The organism is Noviherbaspirillum saxi, from assembly GCF_003591035.1.
Classification (GTDB): domain Bacteria; phylum Pseudomonadota; class Gammaproteobacteria; order Burkholderiales; family Burkholderiaceae_D; genus Noviherbaspirillum; species Noviherbaspirillum saxi.
The window spans coordinates 2,600,164-2,617,989 of record NZ_QYUO01000001.1; the positions used below are offsets into that span (position 1 = coordinate 2,600,164).

Annotated in this window: 17 protein-coding genes; 2 read left to right on the forward strand and 15 right to left on the reverse strand. The window is 60.1% G+C overall.

The annotated features are described in order from the left end of the window. Nucleotides 1-9: 9 nt before the first annotated feature. From D3871_RS12260 to D3871_RS12310, 11 genes are all read right to left on the reverse strand, one after another. Entirely contained in the window at nucleotides 10-1,224 is a 1,215-nt protein-coding gene (locus tag D3871_RS12260) for a CynX/NimT family MFS transporter (RefSeq protein WP_119770044.1), read from the reverse strand. Nucleotides 1,225-1,306: 82 nt separating this feature from the next. Then, nucleotides 1,307-2,008, reverse strand: a complete 702-nt coding sequence (locus D3871_RS12265) for an ABC transporter ATP-binding protein (RefSeq protein ID WP_119769145.1) — start codon at nucleotides 2,006-2,008, stop codon at nucleotides 1,307-1,309. Beyond that, entirely contained in the window at nucleotides 2,001-2,753 is a 753-nt protein-coding gene (locus D3871_RS12270) for an ABC transporter ATP-binding protein (protein WP_119769146.1), read from the reverse strand. The genes D3871_RS12265 and D3871_RS12270 overlap by 8 nt, the downstream gene beginning before the upstream one ends. Then, complete coding sequence (locus D3871_RS12275) at nucleotides 2,750-3,793, reverse strand: branched-chain amino acid ABC transporter permease (protein WP_119769147.1); 1,044 nt, start codon at nucleotides 3,791-3,793, stop codon at nucleotides 2,750-2,752. The genes D3871_RS12270 and D3871_RS12275 overlap by 4 nt, the downstream gene beginning before the upstream one ends. Beyond that, nucleotides 3,790-4,656 (reverse strand): branched-chain amino acid ABC transporter permease, encoded by an 867-nt coding sequence (locus D3871_RS12280; protein WP_119770045.1) that lies wholly within the window; start codon nucleotides 4,654-4,656, stop codon nucleotides 3,790-3,792. Before D3871_RS12280 ends, D3871_RS12275 begins: the two co-directional genes overlap by 4 nt. Nucleotides 4,657-4,758: 102 nt before the next feature. After that, a complete protein-coding gene (gene pcaC, locus D3871_RS12285) occupies nucleotides 4,759-5,154 on the reverse strand; it encodes a 4-carboxymuconolactone decarboxylase (protein WP_119769148.1) in 396 nt (131 codons plus the stop codon). Further along, complete coding sequence (gene pcaD / locus D3871_RS12290; protein ID WP_119769149.1) at nucleotides 5,147-5,950, reverse strand: 3-oxoadipate enol-lactonase; 804 nt, start codon at nucleotides 5,948-5,950, stop codon at nucleotides 5,147-5,149. Before pcaD ends, pcaC begins: the two co-directional genes overlap by 8 nt. A gap of 12 nt (nucleotides 5,951-5,962) precedes the next feature. Next, entirely contained in the window at nucleotides 5,963-7,345 is a 1,383-nt protein-coding gene (locus tag D3871_RS12295; RefSeq protein ID WP_119769150.1) for a 3-carboxy-cis,cis-muconate cycloisomerase, read from the reverse strand. Nucleotides 7,346-7,384: 39 nt separating this feature from the next. Further along, complete coding sequence (gene pcaF, locus D3871_RS12300) at nucleotides 7,385-8,587, reverse strand: 3-oxoadipyl-CoA thiolase (protein WP_119769151.1); 1,203 nt, start codon at nucleotides 8,585-8,587, stop codon at nucleotides 7,385-7,387. A gap of 22 nt (nucleotides 8,588-8,609) precedes the next feature. Then, nucleotides 8,610-9,254 carry a CoA transferase subunit B gene (locus D3871_RS12305; protein WP_119769152.1) on the reverse strand — a complete coding sequence of 215 codons (645 nt, stop codon included), beginning with the start codon at nucleotides 9,252-9,254 and terminating at the stop codon, nucleotides 8,610-8,612. Then, nucleotides 9,251-9,922: a 3-oxoacid CoA-transferase subunit A gene (locus D3871_RS12310; protein ID WP_119769153.1), complete on the reverse strand. Its 672-nt coding sequence runs from the start codon at nucleotides 9,920-9,922 to the stop codon at nucleotides 9,251-9,253. The genes D3871_RS12305 and D3871_RS12310 overlap by 4 nt, the downstream gene beginning before the upstream one ends. A 258-nt stretch (nucleotides 9,923-10,180) precedes the next feature. Here D3871_RS12310 and D3871_RS12315 point away from each other — a divergent pair, with 258 nt between their 5' ends. Next, nucleotides 10,181-11,020 carry an IclR family transcriptional regulator domain-containing protein gene (locus D3871_RS12315; protein WP_119769154.1) on the forward strand — a complete coding sequence of 280 codons (840 nt, stop codon included), beginning with the start codon at nucleotides 10,181-10,183 and terminating at the stop codon, nucleotides 11,018-11,020. 238 nt (nucleotides 11,021-11,258) lie between these two features. Here the strand turns inward: D3871_RS12315 and D3871_RS12320 are convergent, their stop codons facing one another. Further along, nucleotides 11,259-11,534, reverse strand: coding sequence for an HU family DNA-binding protein (locus D3871_RS12320; RefSeq protein WP_119769155.1), 276 nt, complete (start codon nucleotides 11,532-11,534; stop codon nucleotides 11,259-11,261). A gap of 385 nt (nucleotides 11,535-11,919) precedes the next feature. Here D3871_RS12320 and D3871_RS12325 point away from each other — a divergent pair, with 385 nt between their 5' ends. Continuing rightward, entirely contained in the window at nucleotides 11,920-13,056 is a 1,137-nt protein-coding gene (locus tag D3871_RS12325) for a glycosyltransferase family 4 protein (protein WP_119769156.1), read from the forward strand. Between the two features lie 35 nt (nucleotides 13,057-13,091). On the opposite strand, the gene D3871_RS12330 is transcribed toward D3871_RS12325, so the two are convergent. From D3871_RS12330 to D3871_RS12340, 3 genes are all read right to left on the reverse strand, one after another. Next, complete coding sequence (locus D3871_RS12330; protein WP_119769157.1) at nucleotides 13,092-13,616, reverse strand: outer membrane lipoprotein; 525 nt, start codon at nucleotides 13,614-13,616, stop codon at nucleotides 13,092-13,094. 208 nt (nucleotides 13,617-13,824) lie between these two features. Then, nucleotides 13,825-16,092, reverse strand: coding sequence for a CHASE2 domain-containing protein (locus D3871_RS12335; protein WP_119769158.1), 2,268 nt, complete (start codon nucleotides 16,090-16,092; stop codon nucleotides 13,825-13,827). Between the two features lie 42 nt (nucleotides 16,093-16,134). Next, nucleotides 16,135-17,766 carry a GAF and HD-GYP domain-containing protein gene (locus tag D3871_RS12340; RefSeq protein WP_119769159.1) on the reverse strand — a complete coding sequence of 544 codons (1,632 nt, stop codon included), beginning with the start codon at nucleotides 17,764-17,766 and terminating at the stop codon, nucleotides 16,135-16,137. Nucleotides 17,767-17,826 lie beyond the last annotated feature (60 nt).

The following is a 17,826-nucleotide window of genomic DNA, read 5'->3' on the forward strand; positions in this document are numbered from 1 at the left end:
GCAATCGGCCTAGCGCATCTCGTCCACTTGAGCTTTAACATGCAAGCGCCGGCCTGCGCCCAATCCCATCAGCAGCGCAGCCACCGTCACGATCATGAAAAAACCTGCCGCCACATTCCAATTGCCGGTCACATCGCGCAAAAGGCCGGCAATGAAGGGGCCAGCCGCCGCCATGATGTAGCCCACCAGTTGCGTCATGCCCGACAACGCGGCGACCATCTGGGTGTTGGGCGAACGCAGCACGACCAGCATGGTGCCCACACTGAAACTGCCGCCCTGCCCCAGTCCCAGCAATACCGCCCACAACCAGATCTGGCCGGGCGGCGCATACATGCAGCCCATCAGGCCGACCCCGCTCAGGCACATCATCAGGACGATCACCAGCCGCTGATCCTTGCCGAGCGTGCCCAGCCACGGTCCGCTTAATGCCGTGATCAACTGTGCGGCGATCGAGATCGATAGCACCGCCCCCGCACGCAACGGTGGAAAGCCGCGGTCGATCAGGATAGTGGGAAGCCATCCGAACACGCAATACGCGAGCGCCGATTGCAAACCCATGAACAGCGCGACATGCCAGGCCAGCCGGCTCGACAGCAAGCCGCTTATCTTCATGCGCCTTTGCTCCGTCGCTGTGCCGCCATGGACGCCAAAGGCACCCCAGGCCAGCGCACCTATCAGCGCAGGCAAGGCCCAGAAGCCCAGCGCCGCCCGCCAGTCGCCATCGGCCAACTGCTGGATCGGTACGGCGATACCCGCCGCCAGCGCGGCACCGAGACACAACGCCATGGTATACAGCCCGGTGATGAAGCCGGTACTTTCGGAAAAATCGCGTTTGATGATGCTGGGCAGCAGCACCATGACGACACCGATGCTGGCGCCGGCCAGGAAGGTGCCGGCAAACAAGCCGGGTAATCCAAAGAAAATGCGCAGCACGATGCTGAACGCCAGCAGCAACATGCTGAACAGGATCGTGCGCTCAATAGAATAGCGCCGCGCGAGTATCGGTCCGAGCGGTGCGATAGCGCCGAAGCAGAGCACCGGCAATGTGGTGAGTCCCCCGGCGCCGGCAGCGGACAGGCCGGTCGACTCGCGTATCGCGGCAAGGACGGGAGCAACGCCGGCCAGGGCCGGACGCAGATTGATCGCAACAAGAACGAGCGTGAATGCCAGCAGGAGCGGCGACGCGGGACGACGCATCGCCGGGGAATCATCGAATGTAGTCATGAAGCTATTGTCCCGCACATCGGCAAGACGTGCAGCCGCACGCGGTTTGTCATGGCGGACGGGCAATCGCTTTCGCAGGCGCTCAAGCCACCGCGACCAACCGGTTCAATGTCTCCGCATCCTGCATCAGGCTTTCGCTGTCGGATTCATGCACGATATGACCCCGATCGAGCACGATAGCCCGCTTGGTCAGCGACAGCGCCAGCCGCGCATGCTGTTCCACCACGATCACCGACATGCCGCGCTCGACCACCAGCGACCGGATCACCCGCGTCAACTCCTGCACGATGATGGGCGCAAGGCCTTCCATCGGCTCATCCAGCAACAGCAATCTGGGATTGACCATCAACGCGCGTGCAATCGCCAGCATCTGCTGTTCGCCGCCCGACAACTGGTTGCCCATGTTGTTACGCCGTTCCTGCAGGCGCGGAAAGATCTCGTAGATCTTTTTGACATCCCATTCGCCCGGCCGCGCCACCACCGTCAGATGCTCTTCGACAGTCAACGAAGGGAACATGAAACGTTCCTGCGGCACCCATCCCAGTCCCGCCTGCGCACGCTGATGGGTCGGCATGCGACCGATATCGCTGCCCCGCCAGCGGATGTTCCCGCCATGCATGTGCGTCAGGCCCATCAGGGTCACCAGCAGGCTGGTCTTGCCCACGCCATTGCGGCCCAGCAGCGCGAGACTATCGCCCTCCTGCATCGCGAGTGAAATGCCTTCGAGCACCACCGATTCGCCATAACCGGCGGTCACATTATCCAGTGTCAGCAACTCAGCCATGTTCCGCTTCTCCCAGATAAACTTCCTTGACGCGCGGATCGGCCGCGATCTCGGCAGGCGTGCCTTCGGTCAGCACCTTGCCACCGACCAGCACCGTAATGCGTTCGGCAAAACGGAATACCAGGCCCATATCGTGTTCGATGAACAGGATGGTGACATCGCGCGGCAGCTTGGCAATCACGTCGAACAATTCCTTGCTTTCCGCCGACGGTATGCCGGCCGCCGGCTCATCCAGCAACAGTACTTTCGGTCTGGTCGCCAGCGCCAGTGCGATTTCGACCAGGCGCTGTTTGCCATAGGGAAGACTACGTGTGACCGTACCCGCATCGCGTTCGAGCTTGAGCATGGACAGCAGCGCCATCGCCTCGTCGATCTCGGTACGTTGTTGCGCGACCGTCTTGTACCAGACGAACTGCTTGCCTTCGCGTTCGCAGATCGCCAGCACCACCGATTCGAGCACCGTCAATCCGGCGAACAGCGTATTGATCTGAAAGGTGCGCGTCATGCCGCGCTTGACCCGCTTATGCTGCGGCAAGGCGGTAATGTCGTCGTCGCCGAAAAACACCTTGCCGCCGCTGGGCGCAAAGCTGCCGGTCAATAGATTGATGAAGGTCGTCTTGCCGGCACCGTTCGGTCCGATCAACGCATGGCGCGCGCCGGGGGTGAAGCTCAGGCTGATGTCGCTGTTGGCCTTGAAGGCGCCCCACTGTTTCGACAAGCCTTCGGTACGCAGGGTCGTGTTCATTGCTTGCCTCCCTTGGCCGAGGGCTTGATCATGTGTAGCAGACGTTCGCCGCCGCCGAGTATGCCGCCGCGCGCGAACAGCACGATCACAATCAGCAGCAGGCCGATCCAGAATTGCCAGTAGGCCGGATTGAGGCCGGCGATGTAATCCTGCGCCAGCATGAATACCAATGCGCCGATCAGCGCACCGTACAGCCTGCCGGTGCCGCCGAGCACCAGCATGATCAGCAATTCGGCAGAACGCGCAAAGCTCAGCGAATCCAGTCCCACGAATTGCGTGGTCTGCGCAAGCAAGGCTCCGGCGACACCTGCCACTGTCGCGCCGACCGTAAAGATCACGGTCAGCCGCTGGTTGACGTCTGCACCGATGGCGGGCATGCGGCGCCCTCCTTCGCGGATGCCGATCAGGCCCAGTCCGAATGGTGAATTCACCATGCGCCGCAACAGCACGAAGACCACCAGCAATACAGCGAAGCTATAAAAGAATGCCGTCTTGCCGAACAGATCGAATTCAAACACGCCGAGCAGCTTTCCCATCGTCACACCCGATAAGCCATCCACGCCACCGGTGATGAAGGCTGCCTTGTTGGCTGCCTCGAACAGCATCAAGCCGACGCCCAGTGTCACCATCAGGCGTGTCAGGTCTTGCCCGCGCACCACCAGGAAACTGGTGAGAAACCCGAGCAGGCCGGCGGCGACAGCGGCGATCAGCAAGCCGCTAATAGGTTCGGTCCAGCCATGCACCGACAGCAGGCCAGCGGTATAGGCGCCCAATCCGAAAAACGCCGCATGACCGAGCGAGACGATGCCGGCATAACCGAGAATGAGATCGAGCGACACTGCGAACAGGCCGACGATCATGATCTGGCTGGCCAGCACCAGATAACCGGGAAACAGGAAATACGCCACCAGCGGCATGATCCAGAACACGATTTCCAGCGGTTTCCAGCGGTCGTTCGGCAATGCATGCTGCAGCGGCTGCGGCTGGGTAAGCGGTTGCGGTTGCGGTTGCGATGGGCTTGCGTAGCTAATAGGTTTCATGAACGCCTCCCGATCAGACCCGCGGGGAACAGCAGCAGCAGGATCACCATCAATGCATAGATGACGAATGCGCCGACCGCTGGAACATAGTATTTGCCGGCGACATCGAAGACGCCAAGGATGATCGCCGCCAGCAGCGGCCCTTTAATGGTACCCGCGCCGCCGACGGCGACCACGAGCAGGAAGTACACCATGTACTTGATCGGAAAGGTCGGATCGAGTCCGAGCACATCGATGCCGAGCCCGCCGCCCAGGCCGGCAAGCCCCGAGCCCAGTGCAAAGGTCAGGCTGAATACGCGATTGACATTGATGCCCAGGCCCGCCGATGCCGCCTGGTTATCCACCGAAGCACGGATCTGCGCGCCGAAGCGGGTACGCTCGATCAGGTAACCCAGCGCCAGCGTGATCAACACGACGACTGCAATCATGAACAGCCGGTATGCACCCAGGTCAAGCCCGAAGACCGACACTTGTCCGCGCAGCCAGTCAGGCAGCTGCACCGGTTGCTGCTGCGGGCCGAACAGATAGGTCGCGCCCGCTACCGCCATGAAGGTCAGGCCGATCGAGAACAGCACCTGATCGAGATGGCTGGCCTTGTACAGCCGGCGATAGAGCGTGCGTTCAAGCACGAAACCGACCGCCGCGCTGGCGATGAAGGCCAGCGGCAGGGACAACAGGAAAGGCAGTCCCATGCGCATCATCATCGTGACGCAGACATACCCGCCGAGCATCGCGAATGCGCCATGCGCAAGATTGACGAAATTCATCAAGCCCATCGTCACCGACAGGCCGACACTGATAAGAAACAGCAGGCTGCCGTAGGCAATGCCATCGAACAGCACGCCGATGAAATTGCTCACCATGGCCGCCACCTTTGACCCGTGTGATACCGCATGATGTGTCTCCTTCTCTGTAGTGACCGGCTATTTTGTTATGTAGTTTGATCTGTTTTGTGCGATGAACACTTAAGCGCTGCTGTTGGCCTCATCGAGCTTGCTGAATACCTCCTGCGCCATATGGAAAGCCGAATTCGCCGCCGGCACGCCGCAATAAATTGCGGCCTGCAACAAGACTTCCTTGATTTCATCGCGCGTGACACCATTGTTGGCCGCGGCGCGCAAATGCAGTTTCAGTTCTTCTTCCCGGTTCAGCGCCACCATCGCCATGATGGTCAGCAGACTGCGGGTATGGCGCGGCAAACCGGGCCGGGTCCAGATCTCGCCCCATGCGTAACGGGTGATCAGGTCCTGGAATTCCGAATTCAATGCATTGGCATTGCCTTGCGCACGATCGACATGCGCGTCGCCCAATACCGCCCTGCGCACTTCCATGCCCTTGGCATGGCGTTCGCGTTCATCCATGTGCGACTCCTTGTCCTTTCCCGGTCAGAAAATCGACCAGCGTGGCGGTGAATTTGTCAGCCTGTTCCCAGTTCGACAGGTGCGCGGCATCCAGTTCGACATAACGCGCACCGGCAATGCGGTCGGCGACCAGTTTTCCATCCTTGGCCGGCGTGGCCTGATCATGCGTTCCGGCGATCACCAGCGTCGGCGCCTGAATGCGTGCCACTTCTTCGCGCTGGTCCATGTCACGCACCGCGGCGCAGTTGGCGGTATAGCCGGAAGCCTGTGTCTGCGCCAGCATCTCGCGCACCTGCGCCACCTGCTGGGGAGCGCGCTGCTGAAATGCCGGCGTGAACCAACGGTCGATCACGGCTGGCACGATTGCCGCCATGCCTTCGCTGTCGACCTTGGCAATCCGCGTATTCCATACCTCTGCGGGACCGATCAACGCAGAGGTATTGCACAATGCCAGACGCTCGATGCGCGGTGCGGCATGAATGCCCAGCCACATGCCTGTCATGCCGCCCATCGACAGGCCGCAGAAATGCGCGCGTTCGATATGCAGCGCATCCATCAAGGCAATCACGTCGCGGCCAAGCTGAGCGACGCTGTAGGGGCCGGTCGGTACGCCGGATGCGCCATGACCGCGCGTGTCGTAACGCAACACGCGGAATCGCTGCGCGAGATCCGGCATCTGCGGCTCCCACATCGCAAGCGTGGTACCGAGGGAATTGGACAGCACCAGCCAGGGCGCGTCTTCCTTGCCTTCCACCTGGTAATGCAGGCGCACGCCTTCGTTGTCGATTGTTGGCACGAATGGTTCTCCTTAGCTAACGAATACGAGTGCCCTGCGGGCACGGTGCAATACCCGGTCGACGAAGGATGTCGCCTGACCGAGATAGTGCGAGGGATCGAGCAGTTCATCGATGCGCTCAGGCGGCAGGATCGCACTGATCGCCGGATCAGCCAGCAAGGCATCGCGCAAATGCCGGCCCGATTTCAGTGCGTGATGACACGCCGCTTCGACGGCCTGATGCGCGGCGAGCCGGCCCATCGTCGCACCCAGCGCCAATGTCACCGCTTCGGCCATGATCAAGCCATGCGTCATGTCCAGGTTGTGGCGCATGCGTACCGCATCGACCGTCATGCCGGAGGCGATGTCGCGCATCTGGTGCAAGGCGCCGGCGGCAAGCTGCACGATATCGGGCAAGGTATCCCACTCGGCCTGCCACGCGCCGAGCGCGCGTTCATGTTCCTGCACCATTCCACTCAGCATGGTCGATACCAGCGCCGGCATCCTGGTGGCACAGGCAAGCACGGCGGCACAAGCGACCGGATTGCGCTTGTGCGGCATGGTGGAAGACCCGCCGCGCCCTTCGCCCGCAGGTTCCGCGACTTCCCCCACATCAGTTTGCATCATCAGTGAAATATCGCGTGCCATCTTGCCGAGCGAACCGGTCAGCATGCCGAGTACCGTCGCGCATTCGACCACCCGGTCGCGCTGGGTATGCCATGGCATATCGGGCAGCGTGAGCGCTAGTTCTTCCGCCAGCGCCTGCGCCACCTGTTCCCCCTTGTCGCCGAGACTGGCCAGTGTGCCGGCAGCTCCGCCGAACTGCAGTACGAGCAGACGCGGAGTCAATGCGGCAAGCCGCTCCCGATGCCGCAATGCGGCGTCGAGCCATCCCGCGGCCTTGAGCCCGAAGGTGACAGGCAGCGCATGCTGCATCCAGGTACGCCCGACCACGGTCGTGGTGCGATGCTGCTGCGCCTGCACGGCCAGCGCCTCGATGAGTGCATCGAGGTCTTGCGTGATCAATGCGAGCGCACGGCGCAGTTGCAAGATCAGGCCGGTATCGATGGCGTCCTGACTGGTCGCGCCCCAATGCACATACTTGGACGCTTCCTTGTCGGTCTGCGCGACCACGGCGGTAAGCTGCTTCACCAGAGGGATGGCAAGGTTGCCGGATGCGGCTGCATGCTGCGCGAGGCCCGCCAGATCGATACGCGATGCATCGCAGGCATGCACGATCGCTTCGACCGCCGATTGCGGAATTACGCCGACGCGCGCCTGAGCGCGTGCCAGCGCCGCTTCGAAATCAAGCATGCCTTGTACGCTGGCGCGCGCGCTGAACATCTGTCGCATCGCAGGTGTGGAAAACATCGACCTGGTCAGGCTGGAGAATGGCAGGTCAGGCAATTCATTCATGGTCGGGATCCAATGACTGATGATAAAAACAGAATACGCCTATACCCGCTCTATCACCATGGCAATGCCCTGGCCTACCCCTATGCACATCGTGCAGAGCGCGAAGCGGCCGCCGGTGCGATGCAGCTGATACATGGCGGTGGTCACCAGGCGCGCACCGCTCATGCCAAGAGGATGACCGAGCGCGATCGCGCCGCCGTTCGGATTGACGCGCGCATCGTCATCGGCAACGCCCAGTTCGCGCAACACCGCGAGACCCTGCGACGCAAAGGCTTCGTTCAGTTCGATCACATCCATCTGGTCGATGCTCATGTCGAGCTGCTTGAGCAGCTTCTGCGAAGCGGGCGCCGGTCCTATACCCATGATGCGCGGCGGAACGCCGGCCGTTGCCATGCCGACGATGCGGGCGCGCGGCATCAAGCCATACCGCGCCGCCGTCTTTTCGTTGGCGAGCAACAGTGCACAGGCGCCATCGTTGACGCCGGAAGCATTGCCTGCGGTAACCGTGCCATCGGGCCGCACCACGCCCTTGAGTTTGGCCAATGCCTCGATGCTGGTCGCACGCGGATGCTCGTCGTGCTCGACCACGATCGCATCGCCCTTTTTCTGGGGAATGATGACCGGCGTGATTTCCTGCGCGAGGATGCCGTTCTTTTGCGCGGCGGCGGCCTTGTTCTGGCTGGCGACGGCAAAGCGATCCTGATCTTCGCGGCTGATCTTGTAATCGGTCGCGACATTCTCAGCAGTCTCGGGCATGGAGTCGACGCCGTGCATTTCCTTCATCAGCTTGTTGACGAAACGCCAGCCTATCGTGGTGTCGAAAATCGCCGCATTGCGCGAGAACGCACTGTCGCCCTTGCCCATCACGAACGGCGCGCGCGTCATCGATTCGACGCCGCCGGCGATCATCAGGCTGGTTTCGCCGGACTTGATGGCACGTGCCGCGGTACCGAGCGCATCCATGCCTGAGCCGCACAAGCGGTTGATGGTGGCACCCGGCACATCCTGCGGCAAACCGGCCAGCAGCGCCGACATGCGCGCGACATTGCGGTTGTCTTCGCCGGCCTGGTTGGCGCAACCGTAGATCACATCCTGCACGGCCGCCCAATCGACACCCTGGTTGCGTTCCATCAGCGCGCGCAGCGGCACCGCGCCGAGGTCGTCGGCACGCACATCCTTGAGTGCGCCGGCATAGCGGCCAATGGGAGTACGGAGTGCATCGCAGATAAAGGCTTGAGTCATGATGGCATCCTTGGCAAGAAATTCAATTGGGGATATACGTCAGCGGCACACCAGTGATGCGCTGCAATTCATCGAACGACATGTCGTCGATCATTTCGCGCACGACCAGGCCTTGCGGCGTCACGTCGATCACGGCGAGGTCGGTAAAGATGCGGTTCACGCAGGCTATGCCAGTCAGGGGATAGGTGCATTCGGCGACGATCTTGCTTTCGCCGCTCTTGGTCTGGTGTTCCATCATCACGAATACCTGCTTGGCGCCGACCGCGAGATCCATCGCCCCGCCCACCGCGGGAATGGCATCCGGCGCGCCGGTATGCCAGTTCGCCAGATCGCCCCTGGCCGATACCTGAAAGGCACCGAGCACGCAGATATCGAGATGGCCTCCGCGCATCATCGCGAAGGAATCGGCATGATGAAAATAGGCGCCCCCGGTCAGCAGCGTCACCGGCTGCTTGCCGGCGTTGATCAGGTCTTCGTCTTCTTCGCCGGCGGCAGGCGCCGGCCCCATGCCCAACAAGCCGTTTTCACTGTGCAGGAAAATCTCTCGTTCTTTCGGCAAGTGATTGCCCACCATGGTCGGCAAGCCGATGCCGAGATTGACATAAGTGCCTTCGGGAATATCTTTCGCCACGCGCGCGGCGATCTGATCGCGGGTAAGTCGTTTCATGCGGTTTTTCCTTCCTGAACCACGCGTTGCACAAAGATGCCGGGGGTGATGATCGCTTCCGGATCGAGTTCGCCCAGTTCGACCACTTCGGCCACTTGGGCAATCGTGCACTTTGCAGCCATCGCCATGACAGGGCCGAAGTTGCGCGCAGCCTTGCGGTACACCAGATTGCCCCAGCGGTCGCCGCGCAGCGCCTTGATCAGTGCGAAGTCTGCATGGATCGGGGTTTCGAATACATAGTTGCGACCGTCGATGACGCGGGTTTCCTTGCCTTCGGCAAGCTGCGTCCCATAACCGGTGGGAGAAAAGAAACCGCCGATGCCGGCACCGGCCGCGCGGATGCGTTCGGCGAGATTGCCCTGCGGCGTCAATTCAAGTTCGATGTCGCCGGCACGATACAGCGCATCGAATACCTGCGAATCGACCTGGCGCGGGAAGGAGCAAATGATCTTGCGCACGCGTCGAGCCTTGAGCAAGGCAGCGAGGCCGGTTTCGCCGTTGCCTGCATTGTTGTTGACGATGGTCAGATCGCGCGCGCCCTGTTCCAGCAAGGCATCAATCAGCGCGGAGGGCATGCCTGCATTGCCGAAGCCGCCAATCATCACGGTGGCGCCGTCATGTATATCGCTGACGGCGGCTTGCAGGGAAGTGCAAATTTTATTGATCACGTTGGTTCTCTTGGGAACGGATGAAAGCACGGATGAAAACAAGGATAAGCGGCTTGCGTTGACTTTGTTCGATAAACGCACTAATGTCTGTTTATAGAACAATGATGCAGTTTATCTACCGCATTCCGGCATCGTCAAGGCAGCTTTGGCAAATGTGTTCGGTGGCCGAACGGTATCCGGCGACGTCTGCGGGCGTCGTCATGCAATTAAATTAATCCATTCAGCAAGCAAACGCATCCATATCGAAGGTACAGTGGCATGGCCAGATCCAATAGTGCAGCAGCCGAGGACGGCGCACCGGCAGTAAAGAAACCATTAACCATCGCGGAGGAAATCGACGCGCTGACCGATCCCAGCTTCATGACATCGCTGGCACGAGGCCTTGCCGTGATCCGTGCGTTCAGCGACCAGCGCCGCAGCCTGACCATTGCACAGATCAGTCATCGCACCGGGATTCCGCGCGCGGCAGTCAGGCGCTGCCTGCATACGTTGCGGCAGCTCGGCTACGTCGACTCGGAAGCGAATAATTTTTCGCTCAAGCCCAAGATCCTCACGCTCGGTTATTCCTATCTGTCATCGACGCCATTGACGGTATCGGCCCAGCCATGCCTGAATGCGATCAGCCGTACACTCAACGAATCCTGTTCGCTTGCGATGTTCGATGAAACCGAGGTGCTATACGTATCGCGCTCGGCCACGGCCCGCATCATGTCGGTCGCGCTGAATACCGGCAGCCGCCTGCCCGCCTATTGCACTTCGCTTGGCCGTGTGCTGCTTGCGCATTTATCCGACGATGCGTTGAATGCTTACTTTGCCCGCGTCGAGCTCAAGGCCTTCACCGACAAGACGGTAGTATCGGAAGCGCGCATCAGGGAGATTCTTGCCAAGGTCAAGCTCAGCGGTTATGCGCTGGTGGAAGAAGAACTGGAAATCGGCTTGCGGTCGATCGCCGTACCGGTGCACGGCGCCTCCGGCAACGTGATTGCCGCGCTAAACATCGGGGCGCAGGCGACTCGCGTCAGCGCCAAGAAAATGCGCGAAGAATTTCTTCCGGCATTGCTGCGCGGCGCGCAAGAGTTGTCGATACTGCTGCCATAAGGCATCCCTGCTCGACATAGGATCGCCGGATAAGGATGGATATGAACTGGCGCGACGACTGCGCACCGAAGAAGGCTATGGGGAAGCGGTGTTGATTGCACTGACCGGTTATGGTCAGTCAAGCCCACGAGGGCGCTGGAAATAACGGTGCTGCTTGCGTCGCGTGCCGGACGCGTATGGCCTTGGACTAGTGGGTCGGGAAGGATCGCCAGAGCTGAGGCTATCCTTCCCTGACGGATTAGCCGTTGACGGCATCCTTGAATGCTTTGCCTGCGGAGAACTTGACAGTCTTTGCTGCGGCGATCTTGATTTCTTCGCCGGTACGCGGATTACGGCCGGTGCGTTCTGCACGAGTGCCGCTGCCGAAGCTGCCGAAGCCAACCAGTTGCACGGTTTTGCCTTCTGCAACAGCCTTGACGATATTGCTGATGACCGAGTCCAGTGCGCGCTGCGCAGCGGTTTTCGAGAGATCGCATTCTGCTGCAATGGCATCTACCAGTTCAGTTTTGTTCATCACGTTCCTTTCAGAAAAGGAGCAGATTCTAACAAAAGAAATGGCTGCTGGCTGCGGGTTTGCGGGGAAAATTACTCTTTGGAACGATTTAGTGCTTTTATGCGGCGTTATTGTCCAGAATTGCGAGGCAATCCCGCCGATCATGCATGTATTGATTGGGACTACCTCCCTGTCGCAAAACGCCATTTCCGTACCGCATCGCAACGAAGCTTTAGAGTTGATATTTTTTTGGCCGTGGCGATCTTGCACTGAACAATAAGGAACAAACGCACTCACATCAAAACCGAACGTGGCTGCGGACGATATGGCTTGTTACGGTCTTTCAAGCTGCGCCGCGCATTCATCTCCACATGACGACAAACAATAACCGACAGGTCGGTCTTCGATGCTGCGTATTTCCCTGGTTTCCAATGAACTACCTCCGTACCGCGTGCCGTTCTTCCGTGCACTCGATCGTACGCCGGGCGTCACATTGCAGGTACTGTTTTGCACTCGCCGCGAGCCTAACCGGATGTGGGATATTCCTATGCTCGACTTCGGACACGAATTCCTGCACGAACACTTCATTACGGTGCGTGATCGCTATATTCATAACAATCCCGGTGTAGTGAAAGCCTTGCATAAATTTTTGCCCGATGTCGTCATCACCGGCGGCTTCAATCCCACCCATCTGTATGCATTCGCTTATGCGCTGGTGGCGCGCAGGCCGCATATCGCGATGACCGACGGTACAGACCGCTCGGAGCGCGACCTCGGCAGATGGCATAAGGCGGTGCGCCGCATCGTTTATTCGCGTACCGCCGCATTCGTTTCCGCCAGCCAGGGCGGCAAGCGCCTGCATCGCAGTTATGGTGCCGACGATGCCGCCTGTTTTCATTCCTGCCTATGCATCGATAACGCGGAATTCGCAGCATCGCCGGACACGCCGCGCGACCTGGATTTCCTGTTCTGCGGGCGCATCGAAGCAGTCAAGAATCCGCTGTTTGCCTTTGAGGTTGCCCTTGCCTGTGCGCGCAAACTGCAACGGCAGGTCAGCATTGTTTTCGTCGGCGCCGGATCGCAGGACGCGGAATTGCGTGCGCTTGCGCGTCAGCATGGCGACCTGGTCGATGCGCGATTCAGCGGTTTTGTCGCACACAAGGATTTGCCTGGCGTATACCAGTCGGCCAAGGTCTTTCTTTTTCCATCGAGCTGGGATCCATGGGGTGTAGTCGCCAATGAAGCCTGTGCCGCCGGCGTGCCGGTGCTGGTATCGCCGCATGCAGGTGTCGCGGGCGAGCTGGTGGTACATGGCCATAACGGCTATGTCGAGGAACTTGAACTGGAAACATGGAGCGACGCGGCGGCGAACCTGCTCTCGCAGGCTGCATTGTGGGCGCGCTTTTCACGCCAGAGTGTCGCCATGGCGAATGACTATAGCTATGCCAATGCGGCAAACGGCCTGCTGGCCGCCTGCCGTCATGCAATGGAACAGTCCGGGGGTACGCAAAGTGATGTGCGCGGCAATTACAACGCCGATTGATTGATGCGCGGATGGCAACCTAAGCTACGACGCACCTACTGACGGTATACCCGATCGTTCTCGACGCGTACGCGGCTGCCGACATACAGGTCCGCCGCACTGTCCTGCAAGATGGTGCGATAACTGCCGTTATCCATGCGCACCCCGATCTGAAATGCGTCACGGACCTGCTGGTTATTGCGTTCCATCTGGTTGCCGACCATCGCACCGCCAATCACGCCGGCGACAGTCGCAGCCTTGCGGCCAGTCCCGCCGCCGACCTGATTGCCGAGCATGCCGCCCACGACGCCGCCCACCACCGTACCGACACCAATGCCATTGCCGGAGGCCGCCGCGGCCTGACGCATCTGAATGGAGTCGACCACACCGTAGCTGTAGGCATACGAAGGCGAGCTTGCCGGATAGGTACCGGTGGGATAAGAACCGGTAGGATAAGAGCCTGCGGGCGCAGGGGCCGGATAAGGCTGCGAAGCGATTGGCGGATAACCGGGACTGGCGCAGCCGGCCAGCAGTCCGGCAGCGAGCGACAGGGCGATTAGTCTGGTGGAGTAGGCGTTCATGACATACCTTCATGGGGCAGGATTGGAATGAATCCATTAAACGCGAATGCGCGCCCCGACTCCAGTATCGGTAAGTAATCAATGCAACAAGTTGTATCGTGACCGGCCTGCGGGCGGGGCTTGGCATTAGTACCAATCATGTTCGGCGGATCATCCGCCGCGCGGCGTTGACGCATGGAATCACCCAGATCCACCGGAGCGACGAGAATTACTTCGTCTCGAAGGTCGTAACGCCATCCCAGCCCTCGCCGGGAGGGTGAACGCGGTAATGGGCAATCCGCTCCAGATACAGTTGATAGAGTCCGCGTTGCGGATGGCGCTCCTGTAACTGCTGCAGGCTGCGTTCGGCAACATCCCATTGCTGCAGACGCACCATGTCCAGCGCAGCGTGCCATTGCTGCAATTCCGCACGCTGCGCATCGTCAAGCTCGGCATCCAACGCGATCGGCTCGTAGATCGGCACCGGTTCATTCTTGCCCTTGACGCGTACGCGATCCAGTTCGCGATACGCATACGCCGGCGCAGCCGCGCGGGTCGCGGCGCCGACCGCGACGCCGACGCCATACACCTTGGTAATGCCTTCGAGCCGCGACGACAGGTTGACCGCGTCGCCCATCACCGTATAGGCGCGCCGGATTTTCGAGCCCATGTCGCCAACCCGCATTTCACCGCTGTTGAGGCCGATACCGATTTTCAATGGCGGCCAATTGCGCGCGATGAATTCCTGGTTCAGGCGCTGTGCGGTGCGCTGCATCTGCAATGAAGTGGCGACCGCGCGTTCGGCATGATCGGGCAGCAGCACCGGTGCGCCCCAGAACGCCATCACCGCATCGCCGATGTATTTGTCGAGTGTGCCGCGATTGCCGCGTATGTCTTCGGACATCGCAGTCAGGTAAAGGTTGATGTACTCGCGCAGTGCATTCGGATCGAGTCCTTCGGAAATCGTCGTGAAACCGCGCACGTCGCAGAACAGCACGGTCAGCTCGCGACTCTCGCCGTCCATGCTGTAGCTTTCCGGGTTGGCCGCCATTTCCGCCACCAGTTCAGGCGCGACATATTCGCCGAACAGGTTGACCATCGCCCTGCCCTTGCGATATTCGAACAGATAGCCCCATGCCAGATTGAATACGAACAAGGCACCTACCAGCAGCAGCGATACCGCGAACGGCACCACCCAGTGCAGGGTCTGGTACATCACGAAATTCAATGCCGCCACCGCGGCGGCCAGGCCGAGCGAGACCAGGATGGACATCGCCGGAGTCAGCACCGGCAGCAGCAGGCCGAGGACGAGCCCGATGACCGCCACATGCAGCAACTCGATCGCGAAGCTGAAATCCGGTCTTTGCTTGAAGTTACCATCCAGGATGGAGGCAATGATATTGGCGTGCAATTCCACACCAGGATAATCGATATTGACCGGCGCGGAACGCAGGTCCTTCAATCCCGCCGACGTCGTGCCGACCAGCACGATGGTATCGCCAAGATGGTCCATCGGCACCGTGCCGCGCAAGACATCGACCGCCGACACATAGCGATACTGCCCGCCCTGAGGACCGCCGGGACCGCGAAAATTCACCAGCGCGGTGAGATTGCGCTCCAGCGGCACGAAGGTCGTCTGCGGCTTGCTGTTCATCCGTATCGCCTTCAGCGCGCCGTACTGCTGGCTGATGTCGTCGGAGAACAGTGTGTCCATGCCGGAAAAGAACACCGGCCGGATGACGCTGGCGCCCAAACCCACGCGCGCGGTCGCCAAGGCCAGCGATTCATAGTAGTTGTCGCCGACGCGAGCAAGCAGCGGCAGGCGCCGTATCGTGCCGTCGGAATCCGGCGTCGGATTCATGAAGCCGCCGGCCTTCGCTGCGCGCTGCAATACCTCGAGGTTGCCGCTATAGGCGATATACGTCGGCGATTCGATTTCCCTGCCCTTCAGGTGCTGCGCGGTAAAGACTGGAGGCGGCAACAAACCCTTGCTAACTGCGCTGGACTCGTTTGACAGGTAATAGCCGAGTATGGTGGGCCGGTTCTGCAATGCATCGGCCATCTTGCCGTCATAATCGAAACGCGGCTTGAGCGCGCGGATGCGTTGGCTGAAACCGTCGACATCCTTGAGTTCGTTTTTCGCCAGCGCCTCCAGCGTGCCGTAACCGGAACTGGTATCGGGCTCGGAAAAGATCACGTCGAAGGCGATCGTGCGGGCGTGATACTTCTGGTCCAGCCGATCGATCAGCTTGGCGACGGTATCGCGGCTCCAGGGCCAGCGTCCGACTTCGGCCAGGCTCTTTTCATCGATATCAACGATCACGATGCGCGGGTCGAGTTCACCCTTTTGCAGGCGCAGCCGCATGTCGTAAGCGAACACATCCAAGCGATCGACCAGGGTCGTGGGCAGGTAGTGCAACACTTCTGCTGCGGCAAGCAGTGTAAGCCCAAGCGCCACTGCCCAGCGTATGCCGTACCGGAACAGATGCCGTCGCATGCCTAGGCTCCGCGTGCTTGCGACGGCATGCTACGCCCGCTGTTACGGCACATAACCGGGAATCCTGCTTTCGTCCACATGGTCGATCTGCGCCGGGTCCATGAAGCGTCGCGCATAATCGAGATACACCTTCTTGCGGATGAAAACATCGAACAAATCGGGATCGATGTGATTGCGCAGGCGGAAGCCGCCGAGAATGTGCAGCGATTCCGACAGGCTCTTGCCTTTCTTGTATGGCCTGTCCTTGGCGGTCAGTGCTTCGAAGATGTCGGCAATCGCCATCATGCGCGACTGCACCGACATCTGGTCGCCGCGTAAGCCGCGCGGATACCCCTGGCCATCCATGCGTTCATGATGGCCGCCCGCGTATTCCGGCACGTTCTGCAAATGCTTGGGCCATGGCAATGACTCCAGCATGCGGATCGTGACCCCGATGTGGTTGTTGATGATCTCGCGCTCCTGCGAATTCAGCGTACCGGCGCGGATGTTGAGATTGCCGACTTCTTCATCGTCGAGCAAATCGCGTTCCTCGCCATCGGGACCGCTCCAGGTATAGCGGCGCGCAATATCGATCACCCGCTTTTGATCGTCGGCGGACATGCTTTCCGTGCCGATATTGGCATGCCGCAAAAAGTTGCGGTCGTTATCGATCGTGGCCAGTTCGCTGCTCAAGCGGCGATTGATTTCATCGTGGTGGCGCGTGTCGCTGCCGTAGCTCAGCTTTTCCTTGAGCGCGCGGATTTCGGCATCGCGCTTGAGCACTTCGAAACGGGTATCGAGCAAATGGATACGATCGAAAATGGTTTCGAGTTTGGTGGCTTTTTCCACCACATGCACCGGCGTCGTGATCTTGCCGCAGTCGTGCAACAGGCCGGCAATCCATAACTGTTTGCGGTCGCGCTTCGTCATCTGGAAATCCGCGAATACACCTTGCTCGGTATTGTGCACGGCATCGGCCAGCATCATCGTCAGCGCGGGCACGTGCTCGCAATGACGGCCCGTATGCGGCGATTTCTCATCGATGCCGATGTTGATCAGTTTGACGAAGGATTCGAACAGGTTTTCCAGGCGTGCAATCAATTGCGAGTTGGTGATCGCAATGGCGGCCTGCGACGCCAATGCCTCGATGAAGCGCTGATCGGTATCGGTGAATGCGCGTGTCGCGCCGGTGGCAGGATCTTTCGCGTTGATCAGCTGCAGCACGCCGATCACCTCGTCCTCATGGTCGAGCATCGGCACCGTGAGAAAGGATTGCGAATGGTAGTTGTATTGCTGGTCGAATTTCCGCATACCGGAAAAATTGAACACATCGACCTGGTACACATCCTGGATGTTGACCGAGATGCCAGTGTTGGCGGCATAGGCTGCCACCGCGCCAAGGTTCTTGCTGCCGCTGGCGGTTAGCAAGGGTATGTCCGGAATGTCGACCTTGTGTCCGCTGGTGCCGCCCTGGTACATGCCAAGGGAATCGTTGATCGAGATATGGAAGCTCAGGCTTTTCCGGTCGGCGCTGGTGCGGTACAGCGTGCCACCGTCCGCATGGGTCATGCTCTTGGCCGCTTTCAGGATGCGTTCCTGCAGCAGTGCAATGTCGTGGTTCGTGCTCAACTCGACGCTCAGCTCGGTGAGCCGTTCTAGTCTGAGGGCGATGTCGGTATAGCTGGGGTCACTCATTGTCGGTTTGCTGCCGGTACGTTTGTTTCGCCTTGCCGTTGCTGCGCATGTGGTCGCGAT

Bases quoted from the DNA above. Each gene is read 5' to 3' on its own strand.
- D3871_RS12260 (WP_119770044.1), bottom strand. From the start codon at position 1,224: ATGACTACATTCGATGATTCCCCGGCGATGCGTCGTCCCGCGTCGCCG.
- D3871_RS12265 (WP_119769145.1), bottom strand. From the start codon at position 2,008: ATGGCTGAGTTGCTGACACTGGATAATGTGACCGCCGGTTATGGCGAA.
- D3871_RS12270 (WP_119769146.1), bottom strand. From the start codon at position 2,753: ATGAACACGACCCTGCGTACCGAAGGCTTGTCGAAACAGTGGGGCGCC.
- D3871_RS12275 (WP_119769147.1), bottom strand. From the start codon at position 3,793: ATGAAACCTATTAGCTACGCAAGCCCATCGCAACCGCAACCGCAACCG.
- D3871_RS12280 (WP_119770045.1), bottom strand. From the start codon at position 4,656: ATGGTGAGCAATTTCATCGGCGTGCTGTTCGATGGCATTGCCTACGGC.
- pcaC (WP_119769148.1), bottom strand. From the start codon at position 5,154: ATGGATGAACGCGAACGCCATGCCAAGGGCATGGAAGTGCGCAGGGCG.
- D3871_RS12295 (WP_119769150.1), bottom strand. From the start codon at position 7,345: ATGAATGAATTGCCTGACCTGCCATTCTCCAGCCTGACCAGGTCGATG.
- pcaF (WP_119769151.1), bottom strand. From the start codon at position 8,587: ATGACTCAAGCCTTTATCTGCGATGCACTCCGTACTCCCATTGGCCGC.
- D3871_RS12305 (WP_119769152.1), bottom strand. From the start codon at position 9,254: ATGAAACGACTTACCCGCGATCAGATCGCCGCGCGCGTGGCGAAAGAT.
- D3871_RS12315 (WP_119769154.1), top strand. From the start codon at position 10,181: ATGGCCAGATCCAATAGTGCAGCAGCCGAGGACGGCGCACCGGCAGTA.
- D3871_RS12320 (WP_119769155.1), bottom strand. From the start codon at position 11,534: ATGAACAAAACTGAACTGGTAGATGCCATTGCAGCAGAATGCGATCTC.
- D3871_RS12325 (WP_119769156.1), top strand. From the start codon at position 11,920: ATGCTGCGTATTTCCCTGGTTTCCAATGAACTACCTCCGTACCGCGTG.
- D3871_RS12330 (WP_119769157.1), bottom strand. From the start codon at position 13,616: ATGAACGCCTACTCCACCAGACTAATCGCCCTGTCGCTCGCTGCCGGA.
- D3871_RS12335 (WP_119769158.1), bottom strand. From the start codon at position 16,092: ATGCGACGGCATCTGTTCCGGTACGGCATACGCTGGGCAGTGGCGCTT.
- D3871_RS12340 (WP_119769159.1), bottom strand. From the start codon at position 17,766: ATGAGTGACCCCAGCTATACCGACATCGCCCTCAGACTAGAACGGCTC.